The organism is Pseudomonas turukhanskensis, from assembly GCF_027922365.1.
In the GTDB taxonomy this organism is placed as follows: domain Bacteria; phylum Pseudomonadota; class Gammaproteobacteria; order Pseudomonadales; family Pseudomonadaceae; genus Aquipseudomonas; species Aquipseudomonas turukhanskensis.
This window is the reverse complement of sequence record NZ_BSFN01000045.1, coordinates 1-3,223: the sequence shown is the minus strand read 5'-3', so window position 1 is coordinate 3,223 and position 3,223 is coordinate 1. Positions and strand designations below refer to the sequence as shown.

The 3,223-nt window shown below is 59.7% G+C and carries 3 protein-coding genes; all 3 read right to left on the bottom strand.

All coding sequences use genetic code 11. The annotated features are described in order from the left end of the window. Nucleotides 1–140: 140 nt before the first annotated feature. Genes PKE98_RS26850 through PKE98_RS26840 form a run of 3 tightly spaced genes read right to left on the bottom strand, consistent with a single transcriptional unit; the run spans nucleotide 141 to nucleotide 2,746 of the window. The gene (locus PKE98_RS26850) at nucleotides 141–281 is read right to left on the bottom strand and encodes a DUF2474 domain-containing protein (RefSeq protein WP_271198548.1); all 141 of its coding nucleotides are present in this window, start codon (nucleotides 279–281) and stop codon (nucleotides 141–143) included. A gap of 13 nt (nucleotides 282–294) precedes the next feature. Next, a complete protein-coding gene (cydB, locus tag PKE98_RS26845) occupies nucleotides 295–1,302 on the bottom strand; it encodes a cytochrome d ubiquinol oxidase subunit II (protein WP_271198547.1) in 1,008 nt (335 codons plus the stop codon). Continuing rightward, nucleotides 1,292–2,746 (bottom strand): cytochrome ubiquinol oxidase subunit I, encoded by a 1,455-nt coding sequence (locus PKE98_RS26840; protein ID WP_271198546.1) that lies wholly within the window; start codon nucleotides 2,744–2,746, stop codon nucleotides 1,292–1,294. Before PKE98_RS26840 ends, cydB begins: the two co-directional genes overlap by 11 nt. Between the last annotated feature and the right edge of the window lie 477 nt (nucleotides 2,747–3,223).

Genomic DNA, 3,223 nt, shown 5'->3' with positions numbered 1-3,223 from the left:
TATGGCCTAAGGGTGTGCCCGGCTTTCAAACCCTCCCCCGATGATCAGTCGGAGACTATCTCCTCTTTCGAGGAGGAGTCGAGATACAAGGGTGTGCAGGACCGAACGCGGGCCGGCACACCCTTAAAAATCAGAACATGTCAGGGCGTAGTCATCCCCGCTGCATGCATAAACAGGCGCAACAGATACGACACCGCGCCCAAGGCCAGCACGCTGGCGGTCCAGATCGCCAGCAGCCAGCCGAGGCGCTTCCACAGCGGTTTTTTCTCGGTGTTTTCCATTGGCGGCTCTCCCCTAGTGATAGCCCTGATCCGGCGTCACCTTGCCGCGGAACACGTAGTAACTCCAGGCGGTGTACATCAGGATAAAGGGGATGATGAACAGCGCGCCCACCAGAATAAAGCCCTGGCTTTGCGGCGGCGCCGCGGCCTGCCAGATGCTTACCGACGGCGGAATGATGTTCGGCCACAGGCTGATGCCCAGCCCGCTGTAGCCGAGGAAAATCAATACCAGCGTAAGCAAAAACGGCGAGTAGTTGAGGTTGTTGTGCACGCTGCGCAGCAGACCGTAGAAGGTCACCAGCACCAGCACAGGCACCGGTAGAAAGTAGAACAGGTTGGGCAGGCTGAACCAGCGGTCGGCGATTTCGGCGTGCGCCAGCGGCGTCCACAGGCTGACCACCCCGGTAACCCCCAGCAGCACAAAGGCCAGCGGTCGCGCCAGGTCGTGCATCTGGCCCTGCAAACGGCCTTCGGTCTTCATGATCAGCCAGGTGCAGCCCAACAGCGCGTAGGCGGCAATCAGAGCAATCCCGCAGAAGATCGGGAACGGCGCCAGCCAGTCCAGGGAGCCACCGGCATACGCGCGGTTCACCACCGGCAGCCCGTCGATATAAGCCCCCAACGCCACGCCCTGAAAGAAGGTGGCGGTCAGCGAACCGCCGATAAAGGCCTTGTCCCAGATATGCCGTTTGCGCTCTTTGGCCTTGAACCGGAACTCGAACGCCACGCCACGGAAAATCAGGCCCAGCAGCATGAAAATCAGCGGCAGGTACAACGCGCTGAGCACCACCGAATAGGCCAGCGGAAAGGCGCCGAACAGCGCTGCACCGCCGAGCACCAGCCAGGTTTCGTTACCGTCCCAGACTGGCGCCACGGTGTTCATCATGATGTCGCGCTCGCCGTCGTCTTTAACGAACGGAAAGAGAATGCCGATGCCCAGGTCGAAGCCATCCATCACCACGTACATCATGATGCCGAAGACGATGATGACCGCCCAGATCAGTGAAAGATCAATGCCCATGGGTCGTGCTCCCGTCGTTGCCATCGTGGTTTTGGTCGGCTTCCAGGCCTTCACCCGGCGCCGACAACGGCCGCGCCGGTGTGCGGTGCTGGCCAGGGCCGCCAATGCCTTGTTCCTTACCCTCGTTGGTGACCGGGCCTTTGCGCACCAGGCGCACCATGTAACCCAGGCCCACGCCGAACAGGGCGAAGTACACCACCACGAACAGAATCAGGGTCAGGCTCATCTGCGCAAAGCTGTGGTTGGACGAAGCGTCTGCCGTGCGCATCAGGCCATACACCACCCAGGGCTGACGCCCGACTTCGGTGGTAAACCAGCCGGCGAGAATCGCGATCAGCCCCGAGGGCCCCATCCACAACGCCAGGTACAGAAACGGTCTGGACTCATACAGCTTGCCGCGAAAACGTAGCCACAAGCTCCACACGCCGGTGAGCAGCATCAACATGCCCAGGCCCACCATGATGCGGAACGACCAGAACACGATGGTGGAATTAGGCCGGTCTTCGGGCTTGAACTCCTTCAGCGCCGGCACTTGCTTGTCCAGGCTGTGGGTGAGGATCAGGCTGCCCAAGTACGGAATTTCGACGGCAAAACGGGTCTTCTCCGCTTCCATGTCGGGCCAGCCGAACAGGATCAGCGGGGTCGGCTCATTGCCGACGTTTTCCCAGTGGCCTTCAATGGCGGCAATTTTCGCCGGCTGGTGTTTGAGGGTGTTGAGGCCGTGGAAATCGCCAATGACCATTTGAATCGGCGCGACCAGCAACGCCATCCACATGGCCATCGACAGCATGCGGCGGATGGCCGGGTTGTCGCGCTTGCGCAGCAGGTGCCAGGCCGCCGAGGCGCCAACGAAGAACGCTGTGGCCAGGAAAGCGGCGGTGGACATGTGGATCAGGCGGTAGGGGAAGGACGGGTTGAAAATGATCTCAAACCAGTTAACCGGCACGATCCGGCCATCGACAATCGCGTGGCCTTGCGGGGTTTGCATCCAACTGTTGGAGGCCAGAATCCAGAACGTGGAAATCAGCGTGCCGATGGCGACCATGACCGTGGCGAAGAAGTGCAGGCCCGGGCCGACGCGGTTCCAGCCGAACAGCATCACGCCGAGGAAGCCGGCCTCAAGGAAGAAGGCCGTGAGCACTTCATACGTCAGCAGGGGCCCTGTGACCGCCCCGGCAAAGTCCGAGAACGCGCTCCAGTTGGTGCCGAACTGATAGGCCATCACCAGGCCTGACACCACGCCCATGCCGAAGTTGACCGCGAAGATCTTCGACCAGAAGTGGTAGAGGTCGCGGTAGGTTTCGTCGTTGGTCTTGAGCCACAGGCCTTCGAGCACGGCCAGGTAGCTGGCCAGACCGATGGTGATGGCTGGGAAGATGATGTGAAAGGAAATGGTGAACGCGAACTGCATTCGCGCCAGATCCAGCGCCTCTAAGCCAAACATGGATATTCCTCATCAAAAACGGTCAGCAAGCGTTCTCCGGGCCTTGTGTTAGCCCCGGAAAACGGCAATCGGTTCAGGAAATTATTGTTATGGCGGGCCTACAAAAGGATGGGCCAGGGGGCCTGCACGCAGTACGAAAGGGTGTACTGACGTGGGTCAAAGCCTAGCGCGTTTAGGGGGGAAGGGATTATGTGGTGGATTGTCGCGTGAAGTTATTTTTGTTGGGCGTTTTGTCTTGCGCCTTACGCGCGAGGCTTTTGTAGGGTGTGCTTCGCGCACCTTGCGGTTTATCAGGCGACTGCGTTTTTCTTCGTTAGCGCGTGTGCTGAACGTTTAGTTTCGCGCCTTACGCGCGAGTTTCTTTTTCCAATCGTCGGAATGGGGACTGTCAGATTTTTTGTGTGCGGGCCGGTAACGGCCTGCCGTTAGGCAGGCCATGCTTTTACCAGGTTGGCCTGATAAATCGATCTCCGTACA